The organism is Sporosarcina sp. Y1011 (assembly GCF_057669885.1).
Window position 1 is genome coordinate 85,963 of record NZ_JBYHFP010000006.1, and the last position, 18,895, is coordinate 104,857.

An 18,895-nucleotide genomic window follows, 5' to 3' on the forward strand; every position below is an offset into this window, starting at 1 on the left:
CTGTCCTTTTTAATATTTGAAACTGATAGTCATTAAGAGCAAAATATAATACAGGAAAGATTTCTTGCTTTTTTTATTTAGCTGATATATACTTCAATTAATGATTAGTTAATTGTTAATTGAAAGGAAAGTTTTTGATTTTAAGCATTGATAAATAGATAGTTATCTGTTAAACAGCAATGGGCGTCGCTAAGGAAAAAATGAAGTCTAATCGACAGTTGGTTTATAAGCAAAGGAGATGAAATTGGATGTCAAAATTTAAAACAGAAGAAGAAGCACTACAACATTATGATTCGAGTCAGTACAGAACGCCGGATGGGTATACAAGTGATATTGCGATATTTACATTACTCCGAAATGAGGAATCGACTGTTGGAAGTGATTCGACTTCTATTCACTCATTAGCTTTGATGTTGATTAAACGGGCAGAGTTCGATGCTGAAGGTGAACCTAACATCGAAGGCGGAAAATGGGCTTTACCAGGAGGGTTTATCCATCCAGAAGAAACAGCATACGAAGCGGCTAAGCGGGAACTGAAAGAAGAAACAGGTGTAGATGGTATTCACATCGAACACTATGGTGTGTATGACAAATTAGGTAGAGATAAACGCGGATGGATAATATCTAATGCTCATTACGCAATTGTACCTGAAGAAAACGTTGAAAATATGGAAGCTTCTGATGATGCTGAAAATGTTCAATTATTTACGATAGATGAAGTCTTTACGTTAGATTTGGCTTTTGATCATTACCAAGTGATTAAAGATGCTTTGGAAGCCGTTCGAAAAGATGTATTTCAAACAACGGTGGTTAAAAACTTTTTAACCGAGGAATTCAAGTTGGAAGATTTACGCCAAGTGTTGCTTGCGATTATTAATGACCCTGTTGTGAATAGTAAGCCTGGGTTCTTTAGAAAAGCACCAAGTCTGCCTTTTATCGTAGCTGCGTTAGATAAAAATCATGTACCTAAAACAGCAGAACCAACGAGCACTACCAAACGACCAACAAAATTATATCGATTTGTAGATGTAGACATTACCCCTTCGATTTGGCGCTAAATTTGTGAATGGGGTATGTACCTGAACTTGTGAATCAATAAAATATGGATGCCTCCTGTTGCAGGCAGTAAGGTGTCCAAAATCTATAGTTTTTTATTTTTCAGTATAACAATTAACAAATTTGTAATTGTTAATTTAAATTAAAACTAAAGGAGTGTGTTGAAAATGATGAAAACTAAATTTGAGGAAATCGTTGATGTTTCAAGGGTTGGAAGTGAGAATACGAAGGGATTAAATGAATTAATGCTCCTTGCGAATGCGGAGAAAATGGCACCTTCAAGAGAAGATGTTGAAAGAGTATTGTTCATAGGGATTGATATTCAAAATGACTTTATGGAAAACGGAGAACTAGGTGTCCCAAATTCCCATAAGGATGTTGAACGTGTAACTAAGTTCCTTTATCAAAACCTAGATAAGGTGACAACGATTGCCTTGTCGTTAGATACACATCAAATGCATCAAATATTCCATCCGAGTTGGTGGGTAGATGCAGAGGGAAATCATCCTGTTCCATTTACAGTCATCACAACAGAAGATGTTGAAAAAGGAAAGTGGATGGCTGTAGAAAAACAAAAAGAAAGCTTGGCGTACATTATTCACTTAGAGCGTTTAGGGAAAAAACAATTGTTGATATGGTCTTATCATTGCATTGAAGGGACCCATGGCGCCGCCTTAGAAGGTCAGTTTTCGAATATGGTTCACTTTCATTCTGTGGTACGGCAGTCCAGCATACAAAAAATTGTGAAAGGGCAAGATCCATTAAGCGAAATGTACGGAATCATTCAGCCGGAGTATGCCAAAACAGACGGAACAAATTATGCGTTTCTTCAATCCCTACTCGCTTACGATAAAATTGTTATCGCTGGGGAAGCAAAATCTCACTGTGTATTGGAATCCGTTCGGCAGATAGTTGAGTACTACGGAGACAAGCATGAATTGCCATCAAAGATTTATTTGTTAGATGACTGCATGAGTCCCATCCCTGGATTCGAAGTATCAACAGAGCATGCATTTAAAGAACTTCAAAAGAATTATGGCATTCATATTGTGAAATCAACCGAATTTATGTTGTGAAAACGAACAAAACACGGCTGTTTGTATAATAAAAGAAGTGGCACTGTTAAAGAGACGGTGCGGTTTAGTAGTAATCAATGAACCCTTATAGAGGAGGAGAATTCAATGACTAAAAAGTACTCAGATGATGGGTTAGCACTACACACGGATCTGTATCAAATTAACATGACGGAAACGTATTGGGAAGATGGCATACACAACAAACGGGCGGTGTTTGAACTCTATTTTCGCAAGTTGCCTTTTGAAACGGGTTACGGTATTTTTGCAGGATTGGAACGAATCATTGAATTCATTAAAGAATACCGTTTCACCGATAGTGATATTGCTTATTTACGTGAAGAATTGGGTTATGCAGAAGACTTCCTGACCTATTTGCAATCGGTGCGCTTTAATGGAACGATTCGAGCAATGAAAGAGGGAGAATTGGTTTTTGCGAATGAGCCGATTCTACAAGTCGAAGCAAGTTTGGCAGAGGCTCAGTTGATAGAGACAGCGCTCTTAAATATTGTGAATTACCAAACACTCATTGCGACGAAAGCAGCACGTATCAAACAAGTGGTAGGAGAACAAACCGTAATGGAATTTGGAACGAGACGTGCACATGAATTAGATGCGGCGGTGTGGGGAACAAGAGCGGCTTATATTGCTGGGTTTTCTGCAACGAGTAATGTAAGAGCCGGTAAGATGTTTGGCATCCCTGTTTCTGGAACACACGCACATTCAATGGTTCAGGCGTATAAAGATGAATACAAAGCATTTCATAAATACGCTCGTCGTCATAAAGAGTGTACGTTTTTAGTGGATACCTTTGATACGTTGCGATCTGGTGTTCCGATAGCGATTCAAGTTGCGCAAGAACTGGGAGATAGCATTAATTTTAATGCGATTCGTTTAGATAGCGGCGACTTGGCTTACTTATCAAAGGAAGCTAGAAAAATGTTAGACAAAGCAGGATTCAGTAAAACAAAAATCGTTGCTTCCAACGACTTAGATGAAAAAACCATTATGAACTTGAAGGCACAAGGAGCGAAAGTTGATATGTGGGGTGTCGGAACAAAAGTGATTACCGCATTTGACCAACCTGCTCTGGGTGCTGTTTATAAATTGGTGGCGATTGAGGATGAAAACGGTAATATGGTTGACACAATAAAAATATCTGGAAATCCTGAGAAAGCAACGACTCCAGGATTGAAGAAAGTGTATCGTATTGTGAACACGGTGAATAATCGTGCCGAGGGTGATTACATTGCTATGATGGATGAGAATCCGCAAGTGGAAGAAAAATTAAAAATGTTTCACCCGATTCATACGTTTATCTCAAAGTTTGTGACGAACTTTGAAGCGATCGAATTACACCAAGACATTTTTGTAGAGGGAGAGCTTGTATATGCATCTCCATCTATACAGGAAATTCAAGTGTTTGCTAAAAACAATTTAAACCTCCTGTGGGATGAATATAAGCGCACCTTGAATCCAGAACAGTATCCCGTAGATTTAAGTCAGAAATGTTGGGATAATAAAATGAGAAATATTCGTGAGGAACAAGAAAAAGTACAGGAGCTGAATAGCTAGAGAAGCTTCAAGACATAAGGGAAATAGTAATGGATAGGGTTGAGGGGCAAGGGTGATCCCTTGCCCTCCATGCATGTTGATAGGTTTCATAAGGATACCTCGCTTTATGATTGAGAATGTTCGTTCTTAAGTATACAATTTAACAGAAATTCTAATAGAGTGATCAACACCTTTCACGGCTGCTCGGTACATTTATCTAAAATAGAAAAAAATACACCATCTAGTGAAAGATGATGTGGGTTCGAGAAAATTGTTGTATAAAGTTTTTAGTCACATGAAATTTTCTTCGAGGTTACATTCCGTCAATCGACGAGTATATCCGCTTTTCGTAATGCTTCTTCGGCATTTTTGATTTGGTCTTCATTGTCCGCGACGATTGTGTGCAAGTGAATTCCATCTTCAGATAACTTGGATAAGTAATTGGCTTCAGACTCTCTTATACGATTGATGAACTCTTTCACTTCATTCCGATTTGAAACCATGATAGAAGCACTCAAATCACCATAGACAGGATGCTCAATTTTGACGTCTTTCACAGTAATGCCATTATCGACAAGAATATTAAGTTCTTCCATCGTTTGATCAGAAGTATGCTTGCAAACAATCGTTTTTTCAATTCTCCCAAGGGTTTCCTGAGCCTGTATATAAATATATCCTCGACTTGTAGCAACAATAGGTTCATTTTTTGCTTTTAACAAAGTTATATCTCCGACGATTACTTGTCTACTGACATTAGTCATTTCTCCAAGTGTTCTTCCTGTAATGGGTTTTGCAGCTGACCTCAATGTATCAATGATTTGCTGCCGACGTTCTTCTCCTAATACTTTTTCATTATCTTTCATCATAAAACCTCCTCGCAATGCCATTTTAACATATTGTAAGTCTGAATCACTTTCGCTTGAATTGTTCCACAACTCTGAGAAGTGAGCTAGTTAAAGAGGATACTGTTCCGTCGGTTGTGCTGGCCCCAAATGAAATTCGGATAAATCCTTTTGCTGTTTGTGCATCAATTCTTAAGGCCATCATTGCTTTTGATGATTGCTGTTGACCTATTTGGCATGCGCTTCCAGTTGATATCGCAAAACCGAGCCGATTTAGCTCCAGCATCATAAGTTGTCCTTCTAAATCTTTTACACCCAATCCAATAATTTGAGGGAGTTGAAAAGTCATATCTTTTGATTCGTAGATTGTAAATAGCTCTGGATATTTTTTTATTTCATCCAGTAAAAGAGCTCGGAAATGGACGTGTTTTTCAACGTCATAGGCATTTTTTGAGCAAAGTTTGGCGGAAGTCACAAAAGCAGCTATTCCCGGTACATTAACGGTTCCGCCCCTGAATCCGGATTCGTGAACAAACCCTGGAAAGACAGGAATAATTCGGTACCGCGGATTGATGTAAACTGCACCGACACCTTTTGGACCATATACTTTATGACTGGAAACGGTTAAGCTGTCAACAATTTTCGCGATTGGTGTAATATCCATCTTACCGAATGACTGAACGCAGTCACTATGGAGAAGGGTAGTGCGTCCGGAAATTAATTCGGTAATCTGTTCAAGAGGTTGAATTGTACCTAGTTCAGGATTGATATGCTGGATGCTGACCAATATCGTATCATTTTGAAGCGCTTTTTCGAATAAATCAAGATTGACACGACCGTTTTCATCAAAAGGAACAACTGTTACCGTAAATCCGTCCGCTTTCAAATATTCCAGTGCGGAATCTACAGATGGATGCTCTCCTGCTGATGTAATGATATGACTACCTTGATGCCGATTTGCCTTAGCAAGAGAGACGATCGAAAGGACATTACTTTCTGTACCACCTGAAGTGAAATAGATTCCGGCTGTATTCACCCCTAGCAATTCAGCAAATTCTTTGCGACATAGTGCCAGCATGTTTTGCGCTTCACCACCAACCTCATGCAAGCTACTTGTATTTCCATAACACTCCTGTGAAAGTTTCAAGTAAACGTATGCTGCATCTGGGTGTAACGGTGTAGTAGCCGCGTAATCGAAATAATGCATAATAGATTCCTCCAAGTTAACTAATAAATTCATCTTGTCATAGTTTGCATAATGTGTAAAGATAGGTGTCAAGACAACGGTAGTTAAAGGAGGATAAAGGTGAACTCATACAGTTGTATTATTGTCGGAAGCGGAATATCCGCATTACAGTTGGCAAATGAATTGGCTGGCGACGCGCGAGTACTAATCATCACTAAATCTATGAAACGCTCGAGCAATTCTTATCGTGCTCAAGGCGGCATTGCCGCAGCGCTAAGTAGTGAAGATACATCAGCTTCGCATTATCAAGATACAATCGCAGCCGGCTGTCAATTCCAAAACAGTGATGAAGTACATGAACTTGTCAAAAACGGACCTTCACTTATTCAGGCTTTGATGAGAAAAGGACTTCAGTTCGATACAGATTCGTCTGGACAATTGGAACTTGGATTAGAAGGCGCACATAGCCTAAATCGGATTGTTCATTGCGGAGGGGATGCGACTGGTAAACATGTCGTGGACCATCTAATCAGCTCACTCGGAAGAAATGTTGAAATAGTGGAAAACCGTTTCGTATATGAATTAATTGTTCATCCTCTGACAAAGTCATGTATTGGTGTCAAAGCAAAAAACCAGTTTGGACATAATGAAACGTATTACGCTGATCACATCGTGTTGGCAACAGGCGGAATAGGTGGATTATATTCATATACTTCGAATGATTCATCTGTCACTGGGGATGGACTTGCAGTTGCCTATCGTGCGGGGGCAGAAGTAAAGGACATGGAATTCATTCAATTTCATCCGACGCTGCTGTATATCAACGGAAAAACAGAGGGGTTGATATCGGAAGCGGTTCGTGGGGAGGGGGCGAAACTCATAAATGCAAACGGGACTTTGATAATGAGAGGAAAGCATCCTCAGGAAGATCTTGCACCGCGGCATTTAGTAGCGAAGGAAATATATCAGCGGCAAGTTGCTGGTCAAGATGTCTATCTGGACATTCGAATGATTTCCCGATTTAAAGAGAAATTTCCTACAATCACAGGAATGTGTCAGGAAAACGGTATTTCTTTGGCTAGTGGGAAACTGCCTGTCGCACCAGGTTGTCATTTCCTCATGGGGGGAATTGTCGTGGATTCGGTCGGGAAAACGTCAATTGAAGGATTGTATGCCATAGGAGAAACAGCTTGTACGGGTGTTCACGGTGCGAATCGTCTCGCTAGCAACTCTTTGTTAGAAGCGCTTCATTACGGAAATAAATTAGCCAAGTATTTGAATGAACTGCCAGATAAGAACTGGCAACAACCGATCTACATGGAGGCGACTGCCATGCAATCTTCAATTTATATATCCTTGCCGGAAAAAGATAAACTGCGTGCGGAAATGATGGCTAAAGCAGGCATTGTTAGAACAAAAGCGGACCTTCAGCAGCTAACTAATTGGCTGGATAGCTTTGAGCAGCCGTATTTAGCGAACTTACAAGTTGATGAGTGGAGCACTGAACAAATTCAGCGACTATTTATGCTTCAAATTGCGAAGTTGATCACAACTGGCGCTTTGCAACGAGAAGAAAGCAGAGGCGCACATAACCGAGAAGATTATCCGCAAGAGGATGAACGATGGGCTAAACTCCATATTGTCCAATCGAAAAATGGAATTGAAATGAGGGAGCGAAAACATGAACATCATCAAGTTGAAATCCATGCTTGAACAGTTTTACATAGAAGACATCGGTGACGGCGATCTCTCCAGTGATTATCTATTCCCAAAATCTTTAAAGGGTGAATTGTCATTTATCGCAAAAATGGATGGCATCTTTTGTGGCAATAATGTCATTGAATATGGATTACAGGTTGTAGATGACACTCTTACAGTCGTTTGTCATCTGGAAGATGGAGATCCGATTAAGCGGGGGACTGTTATTGCGACTGCTTCGGGAAGAATTGGTAGTTTGTTAAAAAGTGAAAGAGTTATTTTGAACTTGATTCAGCGGATGAGCGCTATTGCTACTGAGACAAACAGGGTAGTGCAAAAAATTAGCGGGACAGGTACAAAGGTAGTCGATACACGTAAAACTGTACCCGGTTTACGCATGCTTGATAAGTATGCAATCCGTATCGGTGGTGGATTCAATCACCGTAATGGGCTTTATGATGCTGTTATGTTGAAAGATAATCATCTAGCATTCGCTGGGTCCATCTCAAAAGCAGTTAAAACAGTAAGGGCGGCAATCGGCCATACCGTGAAAATCGAAGTTGAAATTGAGTCATTCGAGCAATTGCAAGAAGCCGTGGAAGCTAAAGCGGATATTATTATGTTTGATAATTGTTCTCCTGAAATGATAAAAGAATGGAAGAAATCAGTTCCAGGATCAATCATTACAGAAGCATCTGGCATGATTACGAATGAAACAATCCGTGCTTATGCGGAATCTGGAGTGGACTATATTTCACTAGGTTATTTAACACACTCAGTTAAAGCGTTAGATATTAGCGCAAATGTACTAATAGAAACTCATTAAGGGGGAATCGATTTGTCAATTTTACAATACTTTGAAAAAGAAAAGAGCGGTACATTACCAGAATTTTACCGGGAAATGACACGTGAACAAATGGAAATGCGTATTGTTGAAATCAAACAGCATCTTGGCGATAAACTACTTATCCCAGGACATCATTACCAAAAAGATGAAGTCATTCAGTTTGCTGATATATCCGGTGATTCACTTCAACTTGCACAGCTTTGCGCTGACAATCAAAAAGCGGAGCATATCGTATTTTGTGGTGTCCATTTCATGGCGGAAACGGCCGATATTTTAACAAGTGAACATCAGAAAGTATACTTACCCGACATGCGAGCAGGTTGTTCAATGGCTGATATGGCCGATATATTTCAGACAGACCGTGCGTGGACAGCGTTAGAAAAGATGTTCGGAGAATCAATTGTACCATTGACATATGTCAACTCGACAGCAGCCATTAAAGCTTTCGTTGGTAAAAACGGTGGTGCAACGGTAACGTCATCCAACGCACATAAAATGGTGAAATGGGCGTTTACGCAAAAGGAGCGCATTTTGTTTTTACCGGATCAGCATTTGGGGAGGAATACAGCCTTTGATATCGGGGTGTCACTTGAGCAGATGGCTGTATGGGATCCTATTCATGACAAACTCGAGTATGATGGAGATTTTGAAGACGTTAAAGTGATTTTATGGAAAGGGCATTGTTCCGTTCATGAAAACTTCACTGTCAAAAATATCGAGGATGTCCGTACAAATGACCCTGCTATAAAGATCATTGTCCATCCGGAATGTTCACGTGAAATTGTCGCTCTTGCTGATGATAATGGTTCAACGAAATATATTATCGACGCAATCGAAAACGCTTCCCCGGGAAGTAAATGGGCAATTGGGACAGAAATGAATCTAGTCAATCGTTTAATCCGCAATCATCCAGATAAACACATCATTTCGCTCAATCCGCAAATGTGTCCATGTTTAACAATGAATCGTATCGACCTCCCGCATCTGCTGTGGGGTTTGGAGAGTATTGTCAATGGGGAAGAGATAAACGTGATTGAAGTCGATGCAGAAACGTCACTGTATGCTATTAATGCACTGGACCGGATGTTGGAAAGAGCATAATGAATAACGAAGAGACACCTTATGTATTTGGGTGTCTCTTTTTTTTCAATTGCTGGCAGAAATGAGACGATTCATGGGTGAGACCTAAGAATAGCGGAAAAACCAAATCATAATATCGAAAGAGTCGGAAAACACATTGAACTCCGTAAGCATGTATGTGAAAATAGTAAATAACCAATCAGTCAATTACTTTTCCCGATTTATTCACCAAACAAATCGACACTCGATGCAACAGCGACTTTGTTTTCATTCATGAATGCTATTGTTGCGGGATTATCCGTAAAAGAAAAGGATAGATTTGAAATAAGGCAGAAGACCAATAAGCGCTAACAAGTGATTTTTTATTTATAGAGGGAGCGGATTGAAAGTGAAAAACACATTACTTGAAGTGGAACCAATCATTGTAGAAGTGTTCCAACATTTACATACACATCCTGAAATCAGTTGGAAGGAAGTAGAGACGACAAAGTATTTACAGCAACTGCTTGAAAAAGAGGGCTTTCAGGTGGAGACGTTCGAGGATTCAACGGGACTCGTCGTCACTGAAGGGTCAGGGGAGTATTGTGTAGGGCTTCGCACGGATATCGATGCTTTATGGCAAGAAGTGAATGGCATTTATCAGGCGAATCATTCATGCGGACACGACGCGCATATGTCGATAGCAGTCGGTACGATGCTAGTTTTGAAAAAGCTAGGATATCCGAAAACAGGTCGACTAAAAGGGATTTTTCAACCGGCTGAGGAAAAGGGGACAGGGGCTTTAGCATTTGTGGAAAAAGGTGTTGTAGATGATGTCGATTATTTATACGGTGTCCATCTACGCCCTATTCAAGAAATCGGTCATGGCTACTCGGCGCCGGCTATTATTCATGGTTCTGCAAAAATGATCAAAGGGTCTATCAGCGGAACGGATGCACATGGAGCTAGACCGCATCTAGGGCAAAATGCCATTGAAGTGATGGCGTTACTCGTGCAAGCAATACATACTATCCATGTCGATCCCATGGTTCCACATTCGGCTAAAATGACAATGTTCCAGGCGGGCGGAGAGTCGGCGAATATCATTCCAGGAAATGCAGTGTTCAGTTTGGATATACGAGCCCAGACGAACCCAGTCATGGATAAAGTGATGGAACAAGTAAAGAAAGCGATTCACTCGGTTGCAGAGCTTTCCGGTGTTACTATCAATTATGAAGTTATCGCTGAAATAGCGGCTGCAGAAGTGAATGAAAATGCGGTCGATATGATGGCTAAAGCAATAACGGAAACAGTCGGAGTAGACTATCTGGCGGCACCCATTGTTACACCTGGGGGAGAAGATTTCCACTACTACACGTTAAAACGTCCAAACGTTAAATCAACAATGCTAGGTCTTGGCTGTGACTTATCACCGGGTCTCCATCATCCAGACATGACCTTTAATCAAGATAGTATACTCACTGGAATAGAAATTCTCGTTCGAACGGTTATCCATTCGTTTGAAGAATTAGAAAGAAGGAACCCAAAATGACCGTTGTTATCCGGGAACTGACTACAATTGAAGATATAAGGCTTGTGCAACCTCTAGAACAATTAGTTTGGGGTGCATATGCAATTCCTGTCCACCAAACATTTACTGCCGCAAAAAACGGTGGGTTAGTCATTGGGGCTTTTTCGGGGAATGAAATCGTAGGATTTTCATACAGCTTCCCGGGATTTGCAAATGGAAAAACGTATCTCTGTTCACATATGCTCGGAATTCATCCAGACTATCAGCTGATGGGTATCGGAAAGCAGTTAAAAGATGAACAACTAAAATTAGCTGTTGAGATGGGATACGACTTAATTACGTGGACATTTGACCCGCTTGAGAGTCGTAACGCCTACCTGAATACTACAAAACTATATGGTATTTGCAGTACTTATTTGGAAAATTGGTATGGAGAAATGGATGATGGACTCAATAAAGGTATACCAACCGACCGTTTTAAAATCGAGTGGTGGATTTCGAGCGAGCGCGTCGCAGGAAAGTGGAACCCACAAATTTTAAGCTACGATCGACCGTTTACAGTCGGGCAGTCAGCAAAAGAAAACCCGATTCTGTTATTTGATGAAAAAGATATCCCAGCAAACAGTGATGGTATCGAAATCCCTGTCCCAGAGCGTTATCAGTTAATCAAAAAAAATGAACCTGAACTGGCACTTGATTGGCGAATGAAAATCAGAATGATTTTTCAACAGTTATTCGCTTCTGGATATGCATTAATCGGTGTCAACAAATCCACAGAAGGTGTTCACTATTACCAAGTCGTAAAAAGAGAAACAATCCCGCTACCTACGACAAATGGAGGAGATTATAAATGATTATTAATGAAATTAATATACGTAAAATGAAAATGAGAATGAAACATCCGTTCACAACAAGTTTTGGAACGTTTCAAGATAAAAACTTTTTATTACTTGAAGTGAAAGATGAACTTGGAAATACAGGATGGGGAGAGTCGGTCGCATTCCACTCGCCCTGGTACAGCGAAGAAACACTTGAAACAAATCTGCATATGATTCGGGATTTCCTTATTCCACTTGTGCTTGGCAAGAAAATGGAACATCCGGACGAAGTGAGTGAATTGTTCGCAGCTATTCGTAAAAATAACATGGCAAAATCGACTTTGGAAGGTGCAGTTTGGGATCTTTATGCGAAAAGAAACAAAATGACATTAGCACATGCATTAGGCGGAGAGCTCGACAAAATTGAAGTAGGTATCAGTATCGGTATTCACGACAACGTTGCTGACTTGGTTGAAACGGTCGGCGGTTTTATAGAAGAAGGGTACAAGCGGATTAAAGTCAAAATCAAACCTGGCTATGACATTGATGTGATTCGTGAGTTGCGCAAGAGTTTCCCTGACGTGCCATTAATGGCAGATGCAAACTCGGCTTACACATTGGACGATATTGAACTTCTAAAACAGCTGGACGAATTCAACTTGATGATGATTGAACAACCCCTTGCTTCCGATGATATTATTGACCATGCTAAATTACAAAAACAATTGAAAACGCCTGTCTGTTTGGATGAAAGTATTCATTCGCTTGAAGATACACGGAAAGCTATCGAACTAGGTAGTACGCAGATCATCAACATTAAAATAGGGCGCGTTGGCGGTTTGACAGAAGCTAAGAAAATTCATGATTATTGCATGGAGAGAAATATTCCTGTTTGGTGCGGTGGTATGCTGGAATCAGGAATTGGACGTGCGCATAATATAGCGCTTACGACACTTCCAAACTTCATTCTCCCGGGGGATACAGCTGGTTCATCCCGTTACTGGGAAGAGGACGTAATTACGCCTGAAGTGGTTGCAATAGATGGCTATATTACGGTCCCGAAAGCTCATGGCATCGGGTACGAACCAAATCTGGAAGCGATGGATAAATTCACAGTTGAAGAAATGCATTATAAAGCTGAATAACTATATATGCTCAACACATTAATCCAGGCTCATGGCGAGAGGCATCCCCAAAGCGCCAAGCGATCTATAATCCATAATCCGAATTCCATGGAAGTCTTTATTTTAATATAAATAGATCCTTAACAGCTAAAAATCTGCGGGGAAGAGTTGCTATCTTTACATGGACAAGTAATAAAGTAACAGCCGGATAAGTAGATTCTGAAATCTGATAAATGCTTGACAATTTAGTTTTATAGTGTATGATTGTTTAAAATCTACAATAACTGAACGGTGATGAAGGATTAGTATGCGGATACATCTTGTGATAGAGAGTGGGATTTATCAGCTGGAAGATCCCTCCACAACAAACCGCTGAACCTGCCTTCGTAGTCCTATGCCAAAACATAGGCGCAAACTTCGGCGTTATGAGGATAAGCGGGATGTGTTCACACGCATCCAATTATGGTGGTACCGCGGAAACTAAGCCCTTTCGTCCTTAATAACAGGACAAAAGGGCTTTTTTGTTATTCGAAAAGGGAGAAAGGTGAGAGATTTGATGAAAAAACAACGGATAGTCGTAAAAATAGGCAGCAGTTCGTTAACAAATCACAAAGGCGAAATTGATCAATTGAAATTTATCGATCATATCAAGGCACTAGCTCAACTTCATCAAGCAGGACATGAAGTACTTGTCGTTTCTTCGGGTGCGATAGCGGCTGGGTTCGCGGGGTTAGGTTATCCATCAAGACCTTTAACCACTAAAGGAAAACAGGCCGCCGCAGCAGTGGGGCAAGGCTTATTAATGCAATCTTATATAGAAAAATTCAGTGTACATAACATTATTCCAGCTCAAATTTTATTGACACGAACTGATTTTTCTAATCGTGAAAGCTACAAAAATGCGCTTGCGACCTTGACAGAGTTAATAGAGCGAGGAATTTTACCGATTATCAATGAAAACGATACTGTCTCTGTAGAAGAATTGACGTTTGGCGATAATGATATGCTATCTGCTTTGGTCAGTGGTCTTCTCCATGCGGATCAGTTAATTATATTAACGGACATAAATGGTCTTTATGACTCGAATCCTCGTACAAATTCGTCAGCTAAGCGCTTGGATTTTGTGAATGAAATTTCGGATGCTCACCTGGAAATTGCTGAAGACACAGGGTCGAAAGTCGGTACAGGGGGTATGAAGTCTAAACTAATGGCTGCTAAAACAGCTACTTCACTAGGTGTTTCTGTCTTTATTGGGACAGGTGAAGGTTCGGACAAATTACTGGAAATTTTGCGGGGTGATGGGGATGGAACTTATGTCTCCAATGCCGGTTACACAAAAATCAATACAAGGAAGCAATGGATAATCCTCCATTCTGAATCGACAGGTAAGCTCTATGTAGATCAAGGGGCTGAAGAAGCTCTATTGAATAATGGAAAAAGTTTATTGCCGGCAGGTATTTTTAAAGTGAATGGAACTTTTGGGAAAGGGGATGTAGTTGAAGTCTTTGGTTTGAATGGCATGTTGGGAAAAGGAGAAGTGAGTTATTCTTCCGATGAGTTGTTAAATAGAATTGAAAGTAGACAAAAGGATAGCGCGATTGAATCATTCCCTGTATCGGTGGAAGTGATTCATCGTAATCGTTGGGTTAAAGTTTAAAAATGAGGAGTGTGTAACATGGGAGAAGTAAGAAGAAAAGGTCAAATTGCGAAAGAAACAAGCTATTCACTAGTGAACATTACAACTGAAGAAAGAAACCACGCACTGGGATTGATTGCCGAACAACTACTGGTGGATCAAGAAATGATTTTGGTGGAGAATAAGAAGGATTTGAATGAAGGGAAAGAAAATGGGCTAAGTGAAGGGGTTTTGGATCGTATACTACTCACCAGCGATAGGATTCAAGGCATGTCCAATGCTATTCGTTTGCTAATTGACTTAAAAGATCCAATCGGAGAAACGGTAGAGACCATAGAGAAGGATAACGGATTGCATATTAAAGTGAAAAGAGTGCCAATCGGTGTTATTGGTATGATTTATGAAGCTAGGCCAAATGTTACGATTGACGCTGCGACTCTGTCACTTAAAACTGGTAATGCTGTCATTCTTCGTGGAAGTTCTTCCGCTAAACATTCGAATAAAGTACTTATAAAATCAATACACACAGCACTTGAACACAGCAAAGTCCCGAAAGAATCTATTCAGCTGATTGAAGATACAAGCAGGGAAACTGCAAAAGAACTTTTCAAGCTAAACGAATACTTGGATGTGCTCATTCCAAGGGGTGGCAAGAAGTTAATAGAGACAGTTATTCGAGAGGCGACGGTCCCTGTCATTCAAACAGGAGCAGGAAATTGTCATATATATATTGATGAAACAGCGGACCAAATAATGGCCGAAGAAATTGTGATAAATGCAAAAGTTCAACGTCCATCTGTTTGTAATGCAATTGAAACGATTTTAGTGCATGATAAATGGTTTGAAAAATATGGAAAAGAGTTAATTAACAAACTTCAGATTAGTAATGTGGAAATACATGGGGATGAAACAGTTGTCAGAGATTGTGAAAATGTTCAGCTGGCATCTGAACAAAATTGGTCAACAGAATACTTGGATTTAATGATCAATGTAAAGTTGGTAAAGGGACTTGAAGAAGCCATATCTCATATCACTCAATATGGAACAAAGCATTCCGAAGCGATTATTACTAATGACGAACAAAACGCTGCACAATTCTTAAATTATGTCGATGCTGCTGCGGTTTATCATAATGCATCTACCCGATTTACGGATGGTTTTGAATTCGGTTATGGCGCAGAAATCGGTATTAGTACGCAGAAATTGCACGCTAGAGGTCCGATGGGATTAAATGCGCTGACGACAACAAAATTCGTCATTTACGGAAACGGGCAAGTAAGAGTCTAATTGAACTCTTATTTTAGGGAATTAGGAAAAGCCACGGAGTGATCTCCGTGGCTTATTTCAATTCCAAATGTTGTCTTAGGATGCTTGACACTTCTTGCAATTCTATATCATCCATCATGTAATACCAAATTCCACTATTCTTTCGTTGACCTCCACCTTTTTCAAAATGCAGCTGTTCTACTTTGTTTGCGGCATCTCGATAATTTTTCTGGACGTCAACCATCTCATCGAATGTCATATTCGTCTTAATATTTTTACCTAATGAGTTGAATACAGTTCGGTAATTCAACAGACTTGTCATAGAGGTTCCTTCACGTAATATACCTTCAATGACTTGTTTCTGACGATCTTGACGCCCGAAATCACCATTAGGATCATCTTTTCGCATCCGGACATATGATAAAGCCTCTTCACCGCCTAACGTGATTTCACCAGCTGCATAATGAAATGAGTCTTGTGTGAAGTCAAATGGGTTAGACACTTGAACTCCACCAACGGCATCCACTATGGTTTGGAAACCTTCCATATTAATTTCTGTTACATAGTCAATCGGAATATCCAACAAATTTTCAACTGAGTCCATCGACATCTGTATACCTCCAAACGCATAGGCGTGATTAAGCTTATCTGAAGTTCCATGACCGACAATTTCCGTATACGTATCACGTGGTATACTAATTATTTTAGTTGTCTTCAATTTGGGATTCACTGCGAGCACAATTATCGTATCTGAACGTCCTTTATCGCCTTCTCGTTCATCTACACCTAAAACGAGAACCGAAAATGGATCCTGTTCATCTAAAACAACAACTTCTTCACGTTTTTCAGATACCTCTCGGTCAATTGGTTTATGCATATCTTTAAGTGTTGATGTCAAGTCTAAAAAGACACTTAACGCAAATCCGCCAATAATAAGAACAACTATACCGGTTATCCATGGCCATTTTTTTCGTTTCTTTATCTTCTTGATATTTGAACGAGTCAACTATTTACCTCCAATAACAGACGTGTTTCTCTAGTATCAAGTTACATAATCAATGAATAATAAAACTTCACAGTAGTATGTCTCTTTTCGATCAATCAATACATTTGGGGCATGTATTACATACTTGTGGATGTTAGAGAATATAATTCGCATCAAAAAAACTACACAGTTTATAAAGGGTATGTGATAGCTTATAACTCGCAAAGAGGATAATAGGATAAGAAATTACCCGAATTTCATCCTGGGCGGCTATGTCCACATCTACTCCGTTTAAGTTTAGGATTAGGCCTTTTTTAAATTGACTGAATTATCTATCCGTCTTGGTCCTTGTTCACCCTTTGTACAAAAATATTCATTATTTAACCTTTTGTATGAGCAAGTTAGGGCTTATAATAGACTTATATTAGAGAAGGAGTTGTAGGGCTTGAAACTTATTTCGAAATTTGCAACAAAGATTGTCGTCCTTGTCCTCTTAGTCGTGGGAACAGCAGCAAGTGTGGGGTGGTATGTCTTTGATGCAGATAAAGGAATTGAAATCACATTTTCAGAACTTGAAAAGATTATCCAAGCCGAAAAAGACAATTCCGTCTCCCTTAAAGAATCGTCTGATGGTACTTTGTACGTAAAGACGATAGACAAGCAATACATCATCCAAGTTCGTCCTCAAAGTCAATTAGTCGAACAACTTGTAGAAAAATATCCTATTTCATATAAATATTCTATTCCAAATTCCTTTGGCAGTTTGATTTTATGGGGTTTGTTCATATCGATTTTAATTATTTTGTTCATTCTTCATAAAAAAGGGAAGATTGGTGTCGGTGCGTCTTCCATGAAAAATAGCGCGTCTAAAGCTACTCCACTACCCGATATTACACTACAAGATATTGGTGGACTTTCAGAAGAAATGAAGGAAGAGATTTTACAGACATTATCCATTGTGAAAGATCCAAAACGATCTTCACAAGTAGGTATTGAACCACCTAAAGGAATTCTGTTATATGGACCTCCTGGAACCGGAAAAACGTTGCTTGCACAAGCAATTGCACAAGAAATTGGTGCCACATTTTATTCATCCAGCGGTTCGGCTTTTACGGAATTATTTGTTGGAGTCGGTGCATCACGCATACGTTCACTGTTTGAGAATGCAAGAAAGCAAAAGCCGGCAGTCATTTTTATTGATGAAGTCGATGCGCTTGCCGGTAAACGGAAAACGCATGGCGGCGAAGAATCTGAAAAAACATTAACGGAATTACTTGTACAGTTAGATGGTGGAAATAATAATGATGGTGTGCTGTTTATAGCGGCAACGAATAGAAAAGACATGTTGGATGAAGCATTTCTTCGTCCAGGTCGTATTGATTATTCTTTCCAAGTACCTTTGCCTGATTTGACGGGTAGAAGAGAAATTATTGATATTCATACGAGAGGTAAGCTCTTAACGGATGAAGTCTTTGCTTCATTGGACGTTTTAGCGGAAAGTACGTCAGGGTTTTCCGGTGCAGAGCTAAGTTCGCTTTTCAAAACTGCCAGTAGAAAAGCAATCCGAGATGGGCGAGAACAAATTGATAAAACAGACCTTGATTTTGCGATTGATCGCACCATACTAGGCAGTGCCTCCCGATCTATGAATGATCCGATAACAAAAAGAAGAGTAGCCATTCATGAGTCAGGGCATGCGTTAATAGCAGAACTAACAAAACCTGGTTCTGTACGAAAAGCGACAATTATACCGCGAGGACAAGCTCTTGGATATGTCGCGCCGATTCAGAAAGAGCTTCACTTGTCTACGTATAGTGAACTACTGGACCAAGTCAGCATGATTTTAGCTGGTGGCGTTGCCGAACGGGTATATCTAGGTGAGCACAGCATCGGTGTAGGCGGAGATGTCCAACAAGCGAAAGAAATTATTGAGCAAATGGTAGATACAGGATTACTACAAGACGGTTTTACGTTAACCTTTAATAAAGTTGAAAAAGAAGCAAAAATGCAACTTCTATTTGAGGATGCGCTTCGCAAGACGGAAAGCCTCATTGCCGGACATGCACCAGAATTTAATGAATTAGTTGAAGCATTAATGCAGAAAGAAACACTTGACGGTTTAGAAATTCAACAAATTGTCAGTAACAGTGTTGCTAAATTGAAAATGTGCTAATCAAAAAAGAAGAGATTCGTCTCTTCTTTTTTAGGTTCTTGGAAACG

At 39.9% G+C, this 18,895-nt stretch carries 15 protein-coding genes; 12 read left to right on the forward strand and 3 right to left on the reverse strand.

Features of this window, described 5'->3' with window-relative positions; translation table 11 throughout:
* Positions 1-248 precede the first annotated feature (248 nt).
* The 3 genes from AC25Y5_RS09655 to AC25Y5_RS09665 all read left to right on the forward strand — a co-directional run bounded on the left by AC25Y5_RS09655 (position 249) and on the right by AC25Y5_RS09665 (position 3,704).
* Positions 249-1,058: an NUDIX domain-containing protein gene (locus AC25Y5_RS09655; RefSeq protein WP_488140087.1), complete on the forward strand. Its 810-nt coding sequence runs from the start codon at positions 249-251 to the stop codon at positions 1,056-1,058.
* 165 nt (positions 1,059-1,223) lie between these two features.
* The gene (locus tag AC25Y5_RS09660; protein ID WP_488140088.1) at positions 1,224-2,132 is read left to right on the forward strand and encodes a cysteine hydrolase family protein; all 909 of its coding nucleotides are present in this window, start codon (positions 1,224-1,226) and stop codon (positions 2,130-2,132) included.
* A 105-nt stretch (positions 2,133-2,237) separates the two neighbouring features.
* Positions 2,238-3,704: a nicotinate phosphoribosyltransferase gene (locus AC25Y5_RS09665; RefSeq protein ID WP_488140089.1), complete on the forward strand. Its 1,467-nt coding sequence runs from the start codon at positions 2,238-2,240 to the stop codon at positions 3,702-3,704.
* Positions 3,705-4,006: 302 nt separating this feature from the next.
* On the opposite strand, the gene AC25Y5_RS09670 is transcribed toward AC25Y5_RS09665, so the two are convergent.
* Positions 4,007-4,546 (reverse strand): 3H domain-containing protein, encoded by a 540-nt coding sequence (locus AC25Y5_RS09670; protein WP_488140090.1) that lies wholly within the window; start codon positions 4,544-4,546, stop codon positions 4,007-4,009.
* 46 nt (positions 4,547-4,592) lie between these two features.
* Positions 4,593-5,732, reverse strand: coding sequence for an IscS subfamily cysteine desulfurase (locus AC25Y5_RS09675; protein WP_488140091.1), 1,140 nt, complete (start codon positions 5,730-5,732; stop codon positions 4,593-4,595).
* A 99-nt stretch (positions 5,733-5,831) separates the two neighbouring features.
* On the opposite strand from AC25Y5_RS09675, the gene nadB reads away from it, so the two are divergent.
* The 8 genes from nadB to AC25Y5_RS09715 all read left to right on the forward strand — a co-directional run bounded on the left by nadB (position 5,832) and on the right by AC25Y5_RS09715 (position 15,711).
* Positions 5,832-7,424 (forward strand): L-aspartate oxidase, encoded by a 1,593-nt coding sequence (gene nadB, locus AC25Y5_RS09680; RefSeq protein WP_488140092.1) that lies wholly within the window; start codon positions 5,832-5,834, stop codon positions 7,422-7,424.
* Positions 7,393-8,235, forward strand: a complete 843-nt coding sequence (gene nadC, locus AC25Y5_RS09685) for a carboxylating nicotinate-nucleotide diphosphorylase (protein ID WP_488140093.1) — start codon at positions 7,393-7,395, stop codon at positions 8,233-8,235. Before nadB ends, nadC begins: the two co-directional genes overlap by 32 nt.
* Before the next feature lie 12 nt (positions 8,236-8,247).
* Entirely contained in the window at positions 8,248-9,357 is a 1,110-nt protein-coding gene (gene nadA, locus AC25Y5_RS09690; RefSeq protein WP_488140094.1) for a quinolinate synthase NadA, read from the forward strand.
* 367 nt (positions 9,358-9,724) lie between these two features.
* Positions 9,725-10,867 (forward strand): M20 peptidase aminoacylase family protein, encoded by a 1,143-nt coding sequence (locus tag AC25Y5_RS09695; protein ID WP_488140210.1) that lies wholly within the window; start codon positions 9,725-9,727, stop codon positions 10,865-10,867.
* Positions 10,864-11,700 (forward strand): GNAT family N-acetyltransferase, encoded by an 837-nt coding sequence (locus tag AC25Y5_RS09700; RefSeq protein ID WP_488140095.1) that lies wholly within the window; start codon positions 10,864-10,866, stop codon positions 11,698-11,700. The genes AC25Y5_RS09695 and AC25Y5_RS09700 overlap by 4 nt, the downstream gene beginning before the upstream one ends.
* Positions 11,697-12,809, forward strand: coding sequence for an o-succinylbenzoate synthase (gene menC / locus AC25Y5_RS09705; protein ID WP_488140096.1), 1,113 nt, complete (start codon positions 11,697-11,699; stop codon positions 12,807-12,809). Before AC25Y5_RS09700 ends, menC begins: the two co-directional genes overlap by 4 nt.
* A gap of 535 nt (positions 12,810-13,344) precedes the next feature.
* The gene (gene proB, locus AC25Y5_RS09710) at positions 13,345-14,445 is read left to right on the forward strand and encodes a glutamate 5-kinase (RefSeq protein WP_488140097.1); all 1,101 of its coding nucleotides are present in this window, start codon (positions 13,345-13,347) and stop codon (positions 14,443-14,445) included.
* 18 nt (positions 14,446-14,463) lie between these two features.
* Positions 14,464-15,711 (forward strand): glutamate-5-semialdehyde dehydrogenase, encoded by a 1,248-nt coding sequence (locus AC25Y5_RS09715; RefSeq protein ID WP_488140098.1) that lies wholly within the window; start codon positions 14,464-14,466, stop codon positions 15,709-15,711.
* Positions 15,712-15,763: 52 nt separating this feature from the next.
* Here the strand turns inward: AC25Y5_RS09715 and AC25Y5_RS09720 are convergent, their stop codons facing one another.
* A complete protein-coding gene (locus tag AC25Y5_RS09720) occupies positions 15,764-16,696 on the reverse strand; it encodes an LCP family glycopolymer transferase (protein WP_488140099.1) in 933 nt (310 codons plus the stop codon).
* A 424-nt stretch (positions 16,697-17,120) separates the two neighbouring features.
* On the opposite strand from AC25Y5_RS09720, the gene AC25Y5_RS09725 reads away from it, so the two are divergent.
* A complete protein-coding gene (locus AC25Y5_RS09725) occupies positions 17,121-18,848 on the forward strand; it encodes an AAA family ATPase (RefSeq protein WP_488140100.1) in 1,728 nt (575 codons plus the stop codon).
* Positions 18,849-18,895: the final 47 nt, after the last annotated feature.

Excerpts from the sequence above, each read along its gene's own strand:
- AC25Y5_RS09655 (WP_488140087.1), top strand. The coding sequence starts at position 249 with ATGTCAAAATTTAAAACAGAAGAAGAAGCACTACAACATTATGATTCG.
- AC25Y5_RS09660 (WP_488140088.1), top strand. The coding sequence starts at position 1,224 with ATGATGAAAACTAAATTTGAGGAAATCGTTGATGTTTCAAGGGTTGGA.
- menC (WP_488140096.1), top strand. The coding sequence starts at position 11,697 with ATGATTATTAATGAAATTAATATACGTAAAATGAAAATGAGAATGAAA.
- AC25Y5_RS09665 (WP_488140089.1), top strand. The coding sequence starts at position 2,238 with ATGACTAAAAAGTACTCAGATGATGGGTTAGCACTACACACGGATCTG.
- AC25Y5_RS09700 (WP_488140095.1), top strand. The coding sequence starts at position 10,864 with ATGACCGTTGTTATCCGGGAACTGACTACAATTGAAGATATAAGGCTT.
- AC25Y5_RS09670 (WP_488140090.1), bottom strand. The coding sequence starts at position 4,546 with ATGAAAGATAATGAAAAAGTATTAGGAGAAGAACGTCGGCAGCAAATC.
- nadC (WP_488140093.1), top strand. The coding sequence starts at position 7,393 with ATGAACATCATCAAGTTGAAATCCATGCTTGAACAGTTTTACATAGAA.
- proB (WP_488140097.1), top strand. The coding sequence starts at position 13,345 with ATGAAAAAACAACGGATAGTCGTAAAAATAGGCAGCAGTTCGTTAACA.
- AC25Y5_RS09675 (WP_488140091.1), bottom strand. The coding sequence starts at position 5,732 with ATGCATTATTTCGATTACGCGGCTACTACACCGTTACACCCAGATGCA.
- AC25Y5_RS09715 (WP_488140098.1), top strand. The coding sequence starts at position 14,464 with ATGGGAGAAGTAAGAAGAAAAGGTCAAATTGCGAAAGAAACAAGCTAT.